This is a genomic window from Bradyrhizobium sp. AZCC 1721, from assembly GCF_036924715.1.
GTDB lineage: Bacteria > Pseudomonadota > Alphaproteobacteria > Rhizobiales > Xanthobacteraceae > Bradyrhizobium.
The window spans coordinates 2,361,801-2,376,142 of the sequence record NZ_JAZHSB010000001.1 but is presented as its reverse complement, the minus strand read 5'-3'; the positions used below and the strand labels follow the sequence as shown (position 1 = coordinate 2,376,142).

At 63.1% G+C, this 14,342-nt stretch carries 14 protein-coding genes; 4 read left to right on the top strand and 10 right to left on the bottom strand.

What is annotated here, in order from left to right:
* Positions 1–158: 158 nt before the first annotated feature.
* From otnK to ltnD, 3 genes are read right to left on the bottom strand one after another with little or no spacing between them, the layout of a single operon-like run.
* Positions 159–1,436 carry a 3-oxo-tetronate kinase gene (gene otnK / locus V1273_RS11325; protein WP_334409643.1) on the bottom strand — a complete coding sequence of 426 codons (1,278 nt, stop codon included), beginning with the start codon at positions 1,434–1,436 and terminating at the stop codon, positions 159–161.
* Entirely contained in the window at positions 1,433–2,215 is a 783-nt protein-coding gene (gene otnI, locus V1273_RS11320) for a 2-oxo-tetronate isomerase (RefSeq protein WP_334409641.1), read from the bottom strand. The genes otnK and otnI overlap by 4 nt, the downstream gene beginning before the upstream one ends.
* A 26-nt stretch (positions 2,216–2,241) precedes the next feature.
* Positions 2,242–3,192 (bottom strand): L-threonate dehydrogenase, encoded by a 951-nt coding sequence (gene ltnD / locus V1273_RS11315; protein WP_334409640.1) that lies wholly within the window; start codon positions 3,190–3,192, stop codon positions 2,242–2,244.
* A gap of 81 nt (positions 3,193–3,273) precedes the next feature.
* Here ltnD and otnC point away from each other — a divergent pair, with 81 nt between their 5' ends.
* Positions 3,274–3,933 carry a 3-oxo-tetronate 4-phosphate decarboxylase gene (gene otnC, locus V1273_RS11310; RefSeq protein WP_334409639.1) on the top strand — a complete coding sequence of 220 codons (660 nt, stop codon included), beginning with the start codon at positions 3,274–3,276 and terminating at the stop codon, positions 3,931–3,933.
* Positions 3,934–4,016: 83 nt separating this feature from the next.
* Here otnC and V1273_RS11305 read toward each other — a convergent pair whose 3' ends face one another.
* From V1273_RS11305 to V1273_RS11280, 6 genes are all read right to left on the bottom strand, one after another.
* A complete protein-coding gene (locus V1273_RS11305) occupies positions 4,017–4,721 on the bottom strand; it encodes an ABC transporter ATP-binding protein (RefSeq protein WP_213290334.1) in 705 nt (234 codons plus the stop codon).
* Entirely contained in the window at positions 4,705–5,436 is a 732-nt protein-coding gene (locus V1273_RS11300; protein ID WP_065744076.1) for an ABC transporter ATP-binding protein, read from the bottom strand. The genes V1273_RS11305 and V1273_RS11300 overlap by 17 nt, the downstream gene beginning before the upstream one ends.
* Entirely contained in the window at positions 5,433–6,440 is a 1,008-nt protein-coding gene (locus tag V1273_RS11295) for a branched-chain amino acid ABC transporter permease (RefSeq protein WP_334409637.1), read from the bottom strand. Before V1273_RS11295 ends, V1273_RS11300 begins: the two co-directional genes overlap by 4 nt.
* Complete coding sequence (locus V1273_RS11290) at positions 6,440–7,318, bottom strand: branched-chain amino acid ABC transporter permease (RefSeq protein WP_065744078.1); 879 nt, start codon at positions 7,316–7,318, stop codon at positions 6,440–6,442. Before V1273_RS11290 ends, V1273_RS11295 begins: the two co-directional genes overlap by 1 nt.
* A 184-nt stretch (positions 7,319–7,502) precedes the next feature.
* Positions 7,503–8,747, bottom strand: coding sequence for an ABC transporter substrate-binding protein (locus V1273_RS11285; protein ID WP_334376596.1), 1,245 nt, complete (start codon positions 8,745–8,747; stop codon positions 7,503–7,505).
* 82 nt (positions 8,748–8,829) lie between these two features.
* Positions 8,830–9,651, bottom strand: coding sequence for a putative hydro-lyase (locus V1273_RS11280; protein ID WP_334409636.1), 822 nt, complete (start codon positions 9,649–9,651; stop codon positions 8,830–8,832).
* Between the two features lie 120 nt (positions 9,652–9,771).
* On the opposite strand from V1273_RS11280, the gene V1273_RS11275 reads away from it, so the two are divergent.
* The 3 genes from V1273_RS11275 to V1273_RS11265 are packed head-to-tail and all read left to right on the top strand — an operon-like array spanning position 9,772 to position 12,939.
* Positions 9,772–10,689 carry a LysR family transcriptional regulator gene (locus V1273_RS11275; RefSeq protein WP_213290339.1) on the top strand — a complete coding sequence of 306 codons (918 nt, stop codon included), beginning with the start codon at positions 9,772–9,774 and terminating at the stop codon, positions 10,687–10,689.
* Positions 10,690–10,749: 60 nt separating this feature from the next.
* Entirely contained in the window at positions 10,750–12,000 is a 1,251-nt protein-coding gene (locus tag V1273_RS11270) for a Zn-dependent hydrolase (RefSeq protein WP_334409635.1), read from the top strand.
* Between the two features lie 27 nt (positions 12,001–12,027).
* Positions 12,028–12,939 carry an NAD(P)-dependent oxidoreductase gene (locus V1273_RS11265; protein ID WP_334367754.1) on the top strand — a complete coding sequence of 304 codons (912 nt, stop codon included), beginning with the start codon at positions 12,028–12,030 and terminating at the stop codon, positions 12,937–12,939.
* 247 nt (positions 12,940–13,186) lie between these two features.
* Here the strand turns inward: V1273_RS11265 and V1273_RS11260 are convergent, their stop codons facing one another.
* Positions 13,187–14,266 (bottom strand): tartrate dehydrogenase, encoded by a 1,080-nt coding sequence (locus V1273_RS11260; protein WP_334409634.1) that lies wholly within the window; start codon positions 14,264–14,266, stop codon positions 13,187–13,189.
* Positions 14,267–14,342 lie beyond the last annotated feature (76 nt).

Sequence of the window (14,342 nt, the reverse complement as noted above, 5' to 3'; positions counted from 1 at the left end):
GGCGCGCGGGACGCCGTCTGGGAAAAGGCCCGGAATTTGGAAAGGAAAGATGCCTGGTGGATATCAAACCCGACGCTTCCTCAGGTTGAGTTAATTCGCGTCCGTACAAATACCTACGCGACAGTTCTCACCAGGAAATGAATGTCGGCTTGAAGCGATCAGCGCATCAGCTTCAAGGCATCGGAGAAAAACTCCGTCCCGCCGAAATTGCCCGATTTCAGTGCGAGCAGCATCTCGCCGTCCTCGGCGCCGACCGCGCGCAAAACCGGCACGCCTGCAGCGATTTCTTCGCCGACGAGAAAGCCCGGAATCCTCAGCCGATCAACGACGGCGCCCGAAGTTTCACCACCGGCGACAACCAATCGCCGCACGCCGGTGCGCACCAGGCCTTCGGCGATATCGGCCATCGCCTGCTCGATGGCATGTCCGGCTGCATCGCGGCCATGCCGAGATTGCAGAGCTGCAACCTGATCCGGAGTCGAACTGCTGGCGATCAGGATTGGACCATTCCCGATCCGGTCGCTCGCCCAGGCCAGCGCCCGGCGCGCCTCTGCCGGCCCCGCGATGATCTGCTCGGGATCGAGATGCAGCACAGCCATGGTCTTTTCGGCATTGGCAATCTGCGCCAACGTCGCCTGCGAACAGCTCCCCGCAAGACACGCCGCCGGTCCCCCGACCGGCACGCCGGAGACCGCGCCCGCGGAAGCCGCTTTGACCTTGCCGGAGCTGACCAGTGCCCGGGCAAGGCCAAGTCCGATGCCAGATGCGCCGACGGACAGGCGGTGATCCAGCGCGACGTCGCCGATGGTTTCCAGATCGCGGTCAAAGACCGCATCGATGATGGCCGCGCCGATACCCTTTCCCGCCAGCTCCGCAAGACGTCCGCGAACCGCCTCAGCTCCGCGCGTGAGCGTCGCGAGGTCGACCAGCCCGACCTGGGTCCGGCTCTGGCGCGCCAGCACCCGCACCAGATTGGAATCATGCATCGGATTGAGCGGATGATCCTTCAGCGGGCTTTCGTTCAGCGGCGCGGAGCCCACGAACAGATTGCCCTGATAGACGGTGCGGCCGGTTTCCGGAAAAGCCGGCGTCACCAGCACGATCGCCTCGCCGCAGTCGGCGCGCAGCGCGTCCATCACCGGGCCGATATTGCCGGCATCGGTGGAATCGAAGGTCGAGCAGATCTTGAACAGCACGTGGCCGGCGCCGCGGCCGCGCAGCCATTTTTCGGCGGCGCGCGAACGGTCCACCGCAACACCAGCCTCGATCGAGCGGCTCTTGAGCGACACCACCACCGCATCGACCTCCGGCAGCGCGAGATCGTCCGGCGGAACGCCGATGGTCTGCACCGTGCGCAGCCCCTGACGGGTCAGCGTATTGGCGAGGTCGGAGGCGCCGGTGTAGTCGTCGGCGATGCAGCCCAAGGACAGTTTCACGGCTTTGCTCCGGCATAGGGCTTGAACCAGCCGAGTCCATCGGTGGTCTTGCCGCGCGGGTTGTACTCGCAGCCGACGAAGCCGCCATAGCCGAGCCGGTCGAGCTCGGTGAACAGGAACGGATAGTTCAGCTCTTCGCCGTCGGGCTCGTTGCGTGAGGGGATGCTGGCGATCTGGACATGGCCGATGATGGGCATCATCTCGCGCAGCCGCATGGTGACGTCGCCGTGAATGATCTGGCAGTGATAGATGTCGAACTGCAGCTTCAGGTTCGGAATCTTCAGCTCGGTAATCAGGTCGCGTGCGAAGCCAAAATCATTGAGAAAATAGCCGGGCACGTTGCGTGGATTGATCGGCTCGATCACCACGTCCAGCCCATGGGGCGCGTAGAACTCGGCTGCCCATGCCACCGACTTGTAGAATTGTTCGACGGCCTTCGCGCTGCTGCGATCGGCGATGCCCGCCATCAGATGCAGCCGCTTGACGCCGGTCGCCTTCGCGTAAGGCAGTGCGGTCTCCAGGCTTCGCTTGAGATCGTCAAAGCGCTCCGGCAGCGCGGCAAAGCCTTTTTCGCCGGCGTCCCAATTACCCGGCGGCAGATTGAACAGTGCCTGCGTCAGGTCGTTCTTTTTAAGCCGCTCGCCGACGGCGTCTGCCGGATGGTCGTAGGGAAACAGGAATTCGACCGCGGCAAATCCCGCTGTTGCCGCCGCATCGAAGCGGTCGAGGAACGGGACCTCGGTGAACATCATGGAGAGATTGGCGGCAAAGCGCGGCATCTACGGTCCCCTTCTTGATCTTGCTCTTACTTCGGCTCGCCCGGCAGATGCGTGCCGGTGACTTTTGCATACATCCGCGCTACCGACGCGTCATCATCGCGGCCCATGCCGGCGGCTGACGTCATCAGGAACATCTGCAAGGCAGCAGCCGAAACCGGCACCGGGAATTTCGCCGAGCGCGCCATGTCCTGGATGATGCCGAGATCCTTGACGAAGATATCGACCGCGCTGCGCGGCGCATAATCGCCGTCGAGCACATGCGGCATGCGGTTCTCGAACATCCAGGAATTGCCGGCGGAGGCCGTGATCACCTCGTAGACTTTGCGGATGTCGAGGCCCTGCTTGGCGGCGAATGCGATGGCCTCGGAAGCGGCAGCGATATGGACGCCGGCGAGCAACTGGTTGATCATCTTGAACGCGGCGCCCTGGCCGGCTTCGTTGCCCAGTTCGTAGAGCTTTGCGGCCATCGCATCCAGCGCGGACCGCGCTTTGGCAAACGCGGCCGGACTGCCGGATGCGAGGATGGTGAGTTCGCCCTGCGCCGCGCGCTGTGCGCCGCCGGAAATCGGCGCGTCGAGGTAGTGCCGGCCGGTTGCTTCCAACTGTTTGGCCAGACGCCGCGCGACATCGGGGTCCATGGTGGCGGAGGAAATGAATACCGCGCCTTTCGCCAGCGTTTCCGCGACGCCCTTGGCGCCGAACAGGATGGTCTCGGTTTGCGCGGCGTTGACGACGACGCTGACGACGATGTCGGCCGATTTCGCCGCGGCCGCCGGCGTCGCCGCACCCTTGCCGCCGTCGGCGACGAACCGCTTGACCGTGTCAGCCGAGACGTCGCACCCGGTGACCTCCAGCCCCGCACGGCGCAGCGAGGTCGCCATGCCATAGCCCATCGAGCCCAGCCCGATGACGGCGACGCGCGGTTTGGCGGATTCTGGCATGCGGCGGTTCCTCGATGGTTTCTGTCCAGCGGCCATTCGGCCGGCGGCTTGGCCCCTGCGTATCACGGCTTGGCCGCGCTGCCAAAGCGTGAGACAAGGCGGAAAAGAGGTCGGTCCATGAGCGAAACAAGGCTCCGCGAGGAAATCTGCCGCTTCGGCCGCTCGCTGTTCGAGCGCGGGCTAACGCCGGGCTCCTCCGGCAATATCAGCGTGAAACTCGATGACGGCGGCTGGCTGGTGACGCCGACCAACGCCTCGCTCGGCTTCCTCGATCCGGCCCGAATGTCGCGGCTCGGGCCCGACGGACGGCTGGTATCTGGCGACGCGCCAACCAAGGAAGTGCCGCTGCACACCGCGCTCTACCAGACCCGCGGCGCGGCACGCGCGGTCGTGCATCTGCATTCGACTCACTCAGTCGCGCTGTCGATGCTGCCCGAGATCGACCCCCGCGCCGCGCTGCCGCCGATGACGGCCTATTACGTGATGAAATGCGGGCACACCGCGCTCGTGCCCTACTATCGGCCCGGTGATCCCGCCGTCGCCGACGCCATCAAGGGACTGGCCGGGAAGTACTCTTCCGTGCTGCTCGCCAACCATGGCCCGGTGGTGTCAGGCGACACCCTTGAAGCGGCGGTGTTCGCGATGGAGGAACTGGAGGAGACGGCGAAGCTCTATCTGCTGCTGCGCGGGCTGAACCCGCGGTATCTGTCGCCGGCGCAGGTGAAGGATTTGGCGAAGACGTTTGGGCTGACGCTGCCGGAGCATGGACACTCGTAGGATGGGTAGAGCGCAGCGAAACCCATCATCTCTCCGCGGAATGGAATTGATGGGTTTCGCTTCGCTCTACCCATCCTACGGCATCACAATCCCAGATACGCCTTCCGCACATCGGGATTGACGCTGATCTCGGCGGCGCTGCCCTGCATCAGCACGCGGCCGGTTTGCAGGATGTAGGCGCGATCGGCGATCTCCAGGCATTCGGACATGCGTTGTTCGACGATCAGCACGGTCATGCCGGCGTCGCGGATGCGTTTCACGGCTTGGAAGATTTCATCGACCAGCTTTGGCATGATGCCCTGCGACGGCTCATCCAGCATCAACAGCCGCGGTCGGGTCATCAGCGCGCGGCCGATGGCCAGCATCTGCTGCTCGCCGCCGCTTAGCGTTTCGGCGCGCTGCTCGAGGCGTTCCTGCAGGCGGGGAAACAGCTTGAAGACGAGATCGAGCGGTGCCTCGCGGTCGGACTGGCTACGAAAAAGATAACTGCCGAGCCTCAAGTTGTCGCGCACCGAGAGGCGCGGAAACAGCCGGCGGTTTTCCGGCACATAGGCGATGCCGCGCGAGGTGATGATATGCTGCGCCATGCCGTCGATGCGGGTTCCGTCGAACGTTACGGTGCCGGAGCGAGGTCGCTCGGCGCCCGCAATCGATTTCAGCAGCGTCGACTTGCCGGCGCCGTTGGCGCCGGCGACGCAAACGATTTCGCCCTTTGCCACCTCGATCGAGACCGCCGAGATCGCGACCAGGCCCTGATAGGCGGTGGTGACTTCATGCACCGACAGCATGACGATCCCCCAGATAGGCGGTGATGACTTTCGGGTCGCGAACCACGTCCGCAGGCTTGCCCTCGACCAGCACCTTGCCGAGATCCAGCACGATGGCGCGGTCGACCAGCGGCATCACGATTTCCATGACATGCTCAACCATCAGCACGGTGACGCCGGTGTCGCGCACCTTGCGTACTAGTTCAACGCCGGTCTTGGCCTCGACCGGCGTAAGCCCCGTGAGCACCTCATCCAGCAGCAGCAGTTTCGGTTCGGTCGCCAGCGCCCGCGCCACCTCGAGCCGGCGCTTTTCGGACGGGACCAGATCGCTGGCGAGCACGTTGGCGCGCGGGCCAAGGCCACAGAACTCCAGCACCTCATGCGCCTTGCGCCGCGCATCGCGCATCACGGTGGTACGGACCAGCGCGCCGACGATGACGTTGTCGATCACGGTCATGGTCTCGAAACTTTTCACGACCTGGAAGGTGCGGCCGATGCCGCGCTGGCAGCGCTCCGCCGCCGGTAGCGCGGTGACATCCTCGCCGTCGAAGATGATCGAGCCTTGGGTCGGCGGCAGCACGCCCGCGATCAGGTTGAACAGCGTCGACTTGCCGGCGCCGTTCGGGCCGATCAGGCCGACGATCTCGCCGCGTCCGACCGAAATCGACACGTCGCTGTTGGCGATCAGGCCGCCAAAACGTTGCCAGACGCCGCGGGTTTCCAGAAGAGGCGTCATCGGACAGCCTCCTTGCGCTTGGGCGCAAACAGCCCTGAAAGGCCTTTGAACGAGAACAGGCCGATCAGCCCCTGCGGCCGCGCCAGCGAGATCGCAATGATCAGGCCGCCATAGACGATCAGGTCGACACCGCGGCCGGACCCACCGACATAGGAGCGCGTCAATTCGGTGAGCGGGATCAGGATGACAGCGCCCAGCATCGGCCCCCACAGCGTGCCGATGCCGCCGAGCACCGCTGGCAACGCCATCAGCAGCGAGAACTGAAAGCCCATGACGCTCTCGGGATCGATAAAGTAGACGAACTGCGCATAGAAGCTGCCGCCGACTGCGACCAGGAATGCCGATACCGCCGCCGCGCCCATCTTGGAATTGAACACGACCACGCCGAGGCTTTCAGCGGCTTCCGGATTGTCCTTCACCGCGCGCCACCAATAGCCCCACTTGGAATCTTCCAGCCACCAGGTAACGAACCAGGCGACGCAAGCCAGCGCCAGCGCGAAGTAAAAATATGGCAGCTTGCTGCGTGGGAACTGGAATTTCAGCCAGCTATCGCCACGTGCCGGAATTTCGATGCCCATCGCAGCACCAGCCCAATCCCAATTGTGGAACAGCAGCAGACCGATTTCGGCAATGACGATGGTGGCGATGACGAAGTAATGTCCGCGCAGCCGGAAACAGGGATAGCCGAGCGCCATCGCGATGAGCGCGGAAATCACGCCGCCGCCGAGCATGCCGAACCATGGCAGCACCCCGAATTTGGTAAACAGCAGCGCGGTGGTATAGGCGCCAAGCCCGAAGTAGAGCGCGTGGCCGAGCGAGATCTGCCCGCAATAGCCGGAAAGGATGTTCCAGCTTTGCGACAGCGCACCCCACATCAGCGTCAGCACCATGATGTTCTGGACGTAGACGTCTTTGACGAACAGCGGGACGGTGGCCGCAATCGCGGCGAGAACAACGGCGACGATGAGGTCGCGGCGGCGGCGTTCTGCGAAAGCGGTATCCATCACATCGATCCGAACAGGCCGCGCGGGCGGACAAAAACCACAAGGAGATAGACGGCATAGATGCCGACCGCCTTGAGCGACGGCGGCAGCAACATGGCGGTCGTGGCCTCGACGAGGCCGACGATGATGCCGCCGGCGAAGGCGCCGAACACGCTGCCGAAGCCGCCGAGCGCCACCGTGACATAGGCGATCAGAGCGAACGAGGCGCCGACGTCAGGGTAGATGTAGAAGAAGATCGCCATGACCGCCCCGGCGAGGCCCACCAGCGCCGCGCCGAGGCCCCAGCCCAGCGCAAACACCTTGTTCTTGTCGATGCCGACCAGCGCCACCGCACCGGCATCCTCGCGGGTCGCTTCCAGCGCGCGGCCGAAATCGGTGCGGTTGATGAAGAGATAGAGCGCGCCAAAGGCGGCGATTGCCACGAGCGCCCCGACCAGTTGCGGCACCGGCAGGTAGATCCCGGCGATCGAGACAGTTTTGCCGCCGAGCCAGGAATGGGTGACGCTGCGATAGTCCGGCGTGAAGAAGTATTGCGCCAGGCCGCGCATGACGATGGCCAAACCGAATGTCGAGAAGATCTGCACCATGCCGGCATTGGCTTTCGCGCGCACGGCAAAACGCACAATTAATAGATAGACCACGGCCCCGAATACGAATAGCGCCGCGGCGACCAGCGGCGCCGACAGCAAGGGATCGATCGCAAAGAACACGAACAGGAAGAACGTCGCGTACATCGCGATCATCAGGAACTCGCCATGGGCGAAGTTCACGACGTCCATCAGCCCGAAGATCAGCGCGAGGCCGACGGCGATAAGGCCGTAGAGCAGGCCCATGAGCAGGCCGCTCGCCAGGCTTTGAATGATGGTTTCGGCGGTCATGGTTGTTGCTCCAGAACGGAGGCATTGCTCTCGCCGCCCGTCATTGCGAGCGAAGCGAAGCAATCCATTCTTTCTTCGTGCGGCACGATGGATTGCTTCGTCGCTGCGCTCCTCGCAATGACGAGAGGCGACAGTCTCTCAATACTGGTCCCTGTCATGTCCCCTCCCGCCTCCAGCGCCGAGTCTATTTCATCGGCCAGACGGCTTCGGCGATGGCGGCCTGTGGCGGGAAGATGGTGACGAACTTGCCGCCGATATATTGCAGCAGCACCGGGTCGGCGTCGTTGTTTTGGCCCAGCTCGTCGAACTTGACGCGCTTCCAGGGCATGATGGTCTGCTCGCCCGGAATGTCGGTGGCGACCAGCGCCTCGCGGATCTTCTCGCCGTCGGTCGACTTGGCGCGGTTGATGGCGTCGGCCATCACCAACAGCCCCATGAACTGGCGCGAGGTGAGGTCGTTAAAATCCTTGCCCGACTTCTCCTTGAACATGGCGTTGACCTTGCCGACCATCGGCCGCTTGGCAGCGAGATCGAGCGAGAAGCTGCCGCGCGAGATCACGCCTTCGAGCTTGTCGCCGACCGCATCATACAGCGCCTTTTCGGAGAAGCCGGCGTTCTGCGCCACGATCGCGTTCGGCTTGTAGCCGAGCTCGGCCATGGTCTTGACCAGCAATATGCCGTCGGTGGTGTAGCTCGAGGGCATCAGCACGTCGGCATTCGCCGTCTTGAGCTGCTGTACTTCCGCCGACAAGGACGGCGAGTTGGAGCGGTACTTGATGTCGGAGATGACTTTGTAGCCACGCTCAGAGGCCAGCTTGAGCTGGGTGTTGGCGGAGTCGGTGCCGAAAATGGTGTCCTCATGGAACAGCGCCAGCGTGTCGATCTTGGTGCCCTTCTTCTTCATCGCATCGAAGAAGTTGAACATCGCGGCCGAGAACATCTCGTCATGGGGAGCTGCGCGGAAATAGAATTTGAGGCCGCGCTTGTGCAGGCTCGGCGAGGAATTGTCCGCCGAGATGAACGGGACCTGGTAACGCTCGCAGATCTGGCTGACGGTGACGGCAACCGCGCTCTGATAGGTGCCGATGACGGCGCAGACTTTTTCCTGGGTGATCAGGCGCTCGGTCTCGGCGCGGCCCTTCTGCGGGTCGGCCTGATGATCGGCGAAGACGAGGCGGATCTTGGCGCCGCCGAGGCCGGGCAATCCCTCGCCCTTCGCCAGCGGCAAATCGAAATCGTGGTTCTTGTTGATGATGTCGAGCGCAGTCTCGAACGACTTCTGCGCGTCGACGCCCATCTGCGCACTGGCGCCGGAAAACGGATAGATCACGCCGATCACCACTTCGGACGTTTGGGCGCGCGCGGCAATCGGGCCGAGCGCAGCGGCAGCAGTAGCTCCAAGCAAGACGTTACGGCGCGTGATGTTCATGGCGATATCCTTTGTGGGTCGGCAACTATCGATGAAACGGGCGAAGGGTACGGTAAAGCCTCAATGAGCAGCACGGGCTGCATCAAAGCACGGCAAGCGCCTTGTTCCTGAGATCGGTCACCAGCATCAATCCGGGCGCATGCGTAATCGCAAACGGCACCTTGGCGGCTGCGATCACCGATTGCGGCGTCACGCCGCAAGCCCAGAACACCGGAATTTCGTCGGCCTCCACAGGCACCGGATCTCCGTAGTCGGGTTTGGCGAGGTCGGCGATGCCGATCGATTGCGGAAGACCGATGTGGACGGGCGCACCGTGCACCGACGGAAAACGCGAGGTGATCTGTATCGCGCGTATCGCATCCGCTGGCTTGAACGGCCGCATCGTCACCACCATCGGCCCGGCAAACGGACAAGCGGGGCTGCAGGCGATATTGGTGCGGAACATCGGCACGCGCACATCGCGCTCGATATGGCGGATCGGCAGACCTTCCTCCAGCAGCGCCTCTTCGAAGGAAAACGAGCAGCCGAGCACGAAGGCGACCAGATCATCGCGCCAGTGCGCCATGATGTCGGTCGGCTCCTCGACGATTTCGCCGTCGCGCCAGATGCGATAGCGCGGCAGGTCGGTACGGATATCGAGATCGAGGCCGAGCGCGGGAATGCGGGGATCGCCGACGTCGGACATGCCGATGATCGGGCATGGTTTGGGATTGAGTTGACAGAACCGGTGAAACGCGGCCGCTAACTTCTCGGGCAGGATCGCAAGATTGCCCTGGACGAAGCCGTTGGCCACACCCGCTGTGTGAGTGGCCATGCCGTTGCGGCACGCATGCCGGGCTGCCACGCTGGGCGATAAGTCTGGCCTATCGCGGCCCGTAGTTTCCGTCCTCGCCAAGCCGGTCATCGTTGTCCCCGCTTCCATTCTTATCGACATCTACTCCCGCATATGGCTATGATAATGTCTAATCTTCTTTTCTAATCAAGTTCGATAAACATCAATTATCAAGCTGCGGGCTGAGGGTGCATGACTGATTTCAAGGCAATTGAGACTTTCATGTGGGTGGTGACGCTTGGCAGCTTTCGCGGCGCTGCCCAGAAGCTGAACACGACGCAGCCGGCGATTTCGCAGCGGATCGCCCAGCTCGAGCGTGAGGTGGGCGTGAAGCTCTTGCAGCGCGACCGTCGCATGGTGCTGCCGACGCCGAGCGGACGGCAATTGATGGTCTATGCCGAGAAGCTGATCGGGCTGCGCTCGGAAATGCTCGCGGTGGTCGGCGATCGCTCGGCGATGCGCGGCGTGCTGCGGCTCGGTGTCGCCGAAACCATCGTGCACACCTGGCTGCCGCAACTGATCAAGAGCGTCAATTACGCCTACCCTAACCTCTCGCTCGAGATCGAGGTCGACATCACCTCGAATTTGCGCAACCGGCTGTTGGCGCAGGAGATCGAACTCGCCTTCGTGCTCGGCCCGCTGACGGCGCCAATGGTCAACAACCGGGCACTGTGCGATTATCCGGTGGGCTTTACGGCCAGCCCCTCGCTCGGCCTCGGCAAGCAGGAACTGACGCTGCACGACCTGGCGAAGTTCCCCATCATCACGTTTTCGCGCCGTACCCAGCCCTATGAAATCGTGCGCTCCCTGTTCAACCGCCCTGACCTGCCGCCGATACGGCTGCACGCCAGCGCCTCGCTCGCAACCGTTATCCACATGGCGATCGAAGGTCTCGGTATCGCCCTGATACCGACTGCGATCGTCGAGGACGACATGGCAAACGGGCGGCTACAATTGCTGTCGACCAATCTGCAATTGGCGCCGCTGACGTTTTCGGCAAGCTGGCTCGCCTCCCCCGACACGGTCGCGGTGGAGCGCGTGGTCGAACTTGCGGCCAGCCTGGCGCGAGGAGGCGTCATTGTTGACGCGCCGCCGCAGGCGCGTCATTGAAAATAACCGAACAAGAATGAACAAGCGCGCCGCCTGCCAGCAGACCATCCGGAACAGTGCATGACCAAGATCGCTTCCAACCTGCAAATCGATTCTGCCCGGCTGTGGGGCACAATTCACGAAACCGCCAAATTCGGCGCGACACCGAAAGGCGGCGTGCGGCGGCTGACGCTCGGGCCTGAAGACAAGCAGGTACGCGACTGGTTCCGCGAGCGGTGCGAGGCCGCCGGGCTCGAAGTGCATGTGGATGCGCTCGGCTCGATGTTCGGCCTGCGCAAGGGACGCGACATGTCGAAAGCGCCGGTCGGGCTCGGCTCGCATCTCGACACCCAACCGACCGGCGGAAAATATGACGGCGTGCTCGGCACGCTGGCGGCGCTGGAAGTGGTTCGTACGCTCAATGATGCGGGCATCGAGACTGAAACGCCGATCTGCATCTGCAACTGGACCAACGAGGAAGGCTCGCGGTTCGCGCCGGCGATGATGGCTTCCGCCGCATACGTCGGCGATTTCACCACCGACGACATTCTGTCGCGCAAGGACGCCGAGGGCGTCACGGTGGCGCAGGCGCTTGATAGCATCAGCTATCGCGGTGACGCGCCGGTGGGTCGCCAAAAATTCTCTGGCTTCGTCGAGCTGCATATCGAACAGGGGCCGATCCTGGAGGCCGAGAACAAGACCATCGGCGTGGTCGATTCCGGGCAGGGAGTTCTATGGTATGACGGCAAGATCACCGGCTTCGAGAGCCATGCCGGCTCGACGCCGATGCCGCTGCGCCGCGACGCGCTGGCGACGCTGTCGGAAATCGTGCTGGCGATGGAAGCAATCGCCAAGAAGCACGGGCCGAAGGCAGTTGGAACCGTCGGCGAAGCCGTGATCGCCAATCCCTCGCGCAACGTCATTCCCGGCGAGATCGCCTTCACGGTGGATTGCCGCAGCGCCGATGCTGCCATCATGGATGCGCTGGACAGGGATTTGCGCGCGGCGATCGCCGAGATCGCGGCGCGACGCAAGGTCGATGTCCAGTTCGACCTGATCTGGCGCAAGCCGCCGACCCATTTCGATCCCAAGCTGGTGGATGCGGTGGAGAACGCCGCAAAAATGCTCGGCTATTCGCATCGCCGCATCACCTCCGGTGCCGGCCACGATGCCTGCAACCTCAACACCGTGATGCCGGCCGCCATGGTGTTCGTGCCCTGCAAGGACGGCATCAGCCACAACGAGCTCGAGGACGCCACGCAAGCCGATTGCGCGGCAGGCGCCAACGTGCTGATGCATACCGTGCTGGCGCTGGCCGGCGTCGCGTCCTGATATCAAACCAAGAAACGAGGGAATGCCGTGCGCGGAGTTTTCGTCGACGCCAATGAATCGCTGGCCGTGATCTTTGAGCGGCTTCAGAACCCCGGCGATCCCGAGGTGCTGATCCACCGGGATCCCGATATCACCTCGGATCAATATCCTGGGATCCTCGACGGCGCCGAGATCGCGATCGTCGATCACACCGCGCTGCCGACCGATATCGCGAAGAAATGCACGGGACTGAAGCACGTGGTGTTTCTCGGCACCGGCGCACGCAGCTACATGAATCCGGAAGAGCTCGCCGAGCTCGGGATCCAGGTGCACCTGATCAAGGGCTATGGCGACACCGCGGTCGCCGAATGCGCTGTTGCGCTGATGTGGGAAGGCGCGCGCGGACTTGCGAAAATGGATCGCGGTATCCGCGCCGGCAATTGGCTGCGCGACGACGGCATGCAACTGACCGGCAAGACGCTCGGCCTGATCGGCTTTGGCGGCATCGCCGCGGAAGTGGCGCGGATCGCGATCGGCTCGGGCATGCGCGTCGTCGCCTGGAACCGATCGCCGAAGAAGCATCCGAAAGTCGAGTTCGTCGATCTCGACGAACTCTTGACCGAGAGCGACGTCGTCTCGATCCATCTGTTGCTCAACGACGAAACGCGTGGATTGATCTCGCGCGCCTGCATCGAGGCGATGAAGCCCGGCGTCATCCTGATCAACACCGCACGCGGCGCCATCGTCGACGAGGAAGCGATGATCGAGGCGCTGAAATCGGGCCAGATCCGCCATGCCGGCCTCGACGTCTTCAACATCGAACCGCTGCCGGCGGATCATCCGCTGACCAAACTGTCGAACGTGACGCTGTCGGCGCATTCGGCGTTCCGCACGCCGGAAGCGAGCGAGAACCTGATGCGCGCCGCGTGGGAGCATTGCCGAAGGATTGTGAGAAAGTGAACTCGCTCCGTCGTCCCGGGCAAGCGAAGCGCGACCCGGGACCCATAACCACCGATGGTTATGTGGCGCCGTGCTGGAGCAACAGCCGATACAAATAACGAACGGCTGTGGTTATGGGTCCCTGCGTTCGCAGGGACGACGGCAGATTGGTAGGGTGGGCAAAGGCGCTCTTGCGCCGTGCCCACCATCTATCGATCAACCATCACGCCGAACGGTGGGCACGCTTCGCTTAGCCCACCCTGCGAAATCAATCCACCATCTCCGCGACCGCTTTGCCGCACGCCACCGTATCCGCGTTGCCGCCGAGATCGCGCGTGCGCAGGGTGCGCTCGCCCAGCGTGCGCTCGATGGCGCCGACGATCGACTCCGCCGCCTGCTTCTCGCCGAGATGCTCCAGCATCATCGCACCCGACCAGATCATGCCGATGGGGTTGGCAATCCCCTGCCCGGCAATATCTGGCGCCGAGCCATGCACCGGCTCGAACACCGACGGAAAATTGCCTTCCGGGTTGATGTTGCCGGATGGCGCGATGCCGATGGTGCCGGTGCAGGCCGGGCCGAGATCGGAGAGAATGTCGCCGAACAGATTGGAGCCGACCACGACGTCGAACCAGTCCGGATTCAGCACGAAATTCGCGGTCAAGATATCGATGTGGTACTTGTCCCACTTCACGCCTGGATATTTCTTCGCCATCGCTTCCACGCGCTCGTCCCAATAGGGCATCGTGATCGAGATGCCGTTGGACTTGGTCGCCGAGGTCAGATGCTTTTTCGGCCGCGATTGCGCCAGATCGAACGCGAATTTCAGGATGCGGTCGACGCCGGTGCGCGTCATCACAGTCTGCTGCGTGACGAATTCACGATCGGTATCGGGGAACATGCGGCCGCCGACGGAGGAATACTCGCCCTCGGTGTTCTCGCGCACCACCCAGAAATCGATATCGCCAGGCTTGCGGTTGGCGAGCGGCGACGGCACGCCGGGCATCAGCCGCACCGGGCGCAGATTGACGTACTGGTCGAACTCGCGCCGGAACTTGATCAGCGAGCCCCACAGCGAAACGTGATCGGGGATTTTCGCGGGCCAGCCGACCGCGCCGAAATAGATCGCATCATGCTTGCCGATCTGCGCCTTCCAGTCCTCCGGCATCATCTCGCCGTGCTTTTCGTAATAGTCCCAGGACGCGAAATCGAAATGATCGAAATGCACGGAAACGCCGTGCTTTTTCGCCGCCGCCTCCAGCACGCGCAGGCCCTCCGGGACCACTTCCTTGCCGATGCCGTCGCCGGGAATGACCGCGATCCGATACTGCTTTTTGGCGCTGCTCATCGAGAGTTTCCTTGTTGTCTTGCCCGGCCGCTAATGCCGGTTATTCGATTGTCTTGCAATGGACCAATCCTGCCTG

Bases quoted from the DNA above. Each gene is read 5' to 3' on its own strand.
- otnI (WP_334409641.1), bottom strand. From the start codon at position 2,215: ATGCCGCGCTTTGCCGCCAATCTCTCCATGATGTTCACCGAGGTCCCG.
- ltnD (WP_334409640.1), bottom strand. From the start codon at position 3,192: ATGGCCGCTGGACAGAAACCATCGAGGAACCGCCGCATGCCAGAATCC.
- otnC (WP_334409639.1), top strand. From the start codon at position 3,274: ATGAGCGAAACAAGGCTCCGCGAGGAAATCTGCCGCTTCGGCCGCTCG.
- V1273_RS11305 (WP_213290334.1), bottom strand. From the start codon at position 4,721: ATGCTGTCGGTGCATGAAGTCACCACCGCCTATCAGGGCCTGGTCGCG.
- V1273_RS11300 (WP_065744076.1), bottom strand. From the start codon at position 5,436: ATGACGCCTCTTCTGGAAACCCGCGGCGTCTGGCAACGTTTTGGCGGC.
- V1273_RS11295 (WP_334409637.1), bottom strand. From the start codon at position 6,440: ATGGATACCGCTTTCGCAGAACGCCGCCGCCGCGACCTCATCGTCGCC.
- V1273_RS11290 (WP_065744078.1), bottom strand. From the start codon at position 7,318: ATGACCGCCGAAACCATCATTCAAAGCCTGGCGAGCGGCCTGCTCATG.
- V1273_RS11285 (WP_334376596.1), bottom strand. From the start codon at position 8,747: ATGAACATCACGCGCCGTAACGTCTTGCTTGGAGCTACTGCTGCCGCT.
- V1273_RS11280 (WP_334409636.1), bottom strand. From the start codon at position 9,651: ATGACCGGCTTGGCGAGGACGGAAACTACGGGCCGCGATAGGCCAGAC.
- V1273_RS11275 (WP_213290339.1), top strand. From the start codon at position 9,772: ATGACTGATTTCAAGGCAATTGAGACTTTCATGTGGGTGGTGACGCTT.
- V1273_RS11270 (WP_334409635.1), top strand. From the start codon at position 10,750: ATGACCAAGATCGCTTCCAACCTGCAAATCGATTCTGCCCGGCTGTGG.
- V1273_RS11260 (WP_334409634.1), bottom strand. From the start codon at position 14,266: ATGAGCAGCGCCAAAAAGCAGTATCGGATCGCGGTCATTCCCGGCGAC.